The 1,458-nt window shown below is 37.5% G+C and carries 2 protein-coding genes and 1 pseudogene; all 3 read left to right on the top strand.

Annotation, left to right across the window (positions count from 1 at the left end; all coding sequences use genetic code 11):
- The first annotated feature begins 219 nt into the window (after window positions 1-219).
- Window positions 220-432, top strand: coding sequence for a calmodulin (locus GQR46_RS19620; RefSeq protein WP_007585535.1), 213 nt, complete (start codon window positions 220-222; stop codon window positions 430-432).
- Window positions 433-601: 169 nt separating this feature from the next.
- Entirely contained in the window at window positions 602-808 is a 207-nt protein-coding gene (locus tag GQR46_RS19615; protein WP_165728928.1) for a calmodulin, read from the top strand.
- 377 nt (window positions 809-1,185) lie between these two features.
- Window positions 1,186-1,374: pseudogene (locus GQR46_RS19610) on the top strand (EF-hand domain-containing protein); the annotation flags it as partial.
- Window positions 1,375-1,458: the final 84 nt, after the last annotated feature.

Raw genomic sequence — 1,458 nt, 5'->3', positions numbered from 1 at the left:
ATTTATATTGGCTTATTTTTTTTAGTTAAATGACTGTTGCTAAAAAGCAACAAAAGCATCTCCCCAAATTTAGCTTCTCTCGCTTTATATTGTTTAACCCATTGTTTTTAAATAACAAATAAAAAGTGGCATCGAAGTTGTAATACCAAGAGTGTATTAAGCAAAACGTGATGAAAGCCAAAGGCCTTAATCGCAACAACCCAATGAAGGAATACTATTATGAAAACATTTCAATCAACATTAGTACTAATGGCGCTAGCTTCTTCATCAGCGGCTTTTGCAGCAACAGATTTTGATACGCTAGACGTAGATGGTAATGGCGCAATCAGCCAAGCCGAAGCTTCAGTAGATGCTGAGCTTTTAAGCAAATTTGAAGAACTCGATACAAACCAAGATGGTGAGCTATCTGAAGATGAGTTTTCTAAGGCCTAAAATTAAAGCCTTAAGCAGTTAATGCTCTGTGATGTTATCTAAATTCTGAGTTGCCAAAGACAACCTAAGTAGGCAAGGGAGCCTACTAAAAAGAATAACCAGGAAGTGACTAGAGAACACTATTGAGCAAATTTATTTAGGACACCGCATACTTTTGAAGGATTAAATTATGAAAAAGCTACAATCAATATTTGTGCTCATAGCTATTGTTTCCTCGTCAGTTGTATTTGCAAACACAGACTTTGAAACACTTGATACAGGCGGCAATGCTTTAATTAATCGCTCTGAAAAATCGGCGCAAGTGATAGAGCAATTTGACGAGCTGAATGTTCAAAGTAGTGGTGGTCCGACAGAAAATGATTTTTTTGAATATTAATTTATTCAAACTTTACTCCTAAAGGATCTTTGAAAAGGACTTCTTACCTCTCTCTTATCAGGCACAAAGCCTAAGGAAACGCTTATGAAAACATTACACAAAACTTTAGGGCGTATTGATCTTTGTGGATTGAAATTTGTTCAATCTAGGAACGATTAAATCGCGGCGCGAGGTTTGTAACCTAGTGGGCTAAGTAAAAACCGAGCAACAAAGAGTTAATAGTCCCTAGAAAGAACCCAAAGGGCAGCGCATGTTTGGTATTTATGCTGCGTTATCGCCAATTTATGGGGAATAACCACACTACATAGGCTCTGCCTTGCCTAAAAACCAAACAGACTGCTGCAAATTCACCCACCAAAGATCAACACGCCCTACCACTTGTAGCCCTAGCTTCTTCTTCAGCGGCGTTTGCTGCGGTAGATTTTGATTCTTTTGATACTGATGGCGACGGCGTAATTAGCAAATCAGAAGCACAAGTAAACTCGCAACTAGTACAGTTATTTGATCAATTAGATACAGATGGAAATGGCGAGTTATCTAAAGAAGAGTTTTCAACGGTTCAGTAACAGGCTTTATATTTGAGTTAGTTGTAAAACCTTACCAGTCATACTCACAAAGCAACTAAGTATTTAATACTTAGTTGCTTTTTT

The organism is Pseudoalteromonas sp. Z1A6 (genome assembly GCF_011378745.1).
In the GTDB taxonomy this organism is placed as follows: domain Bacteria; phylum Pseudomonadota; class Gammaproteobacteria; order Enterobacterales; family Alteromonadaceae; genus Pseudoalteromonas; species Pseudoalteromonas arctica.
The sequence above is the reverse complement of the archived record's forward strand: the minus strand, read 5'-3'. Positions and strand labels throughout refer to the sequence as shown.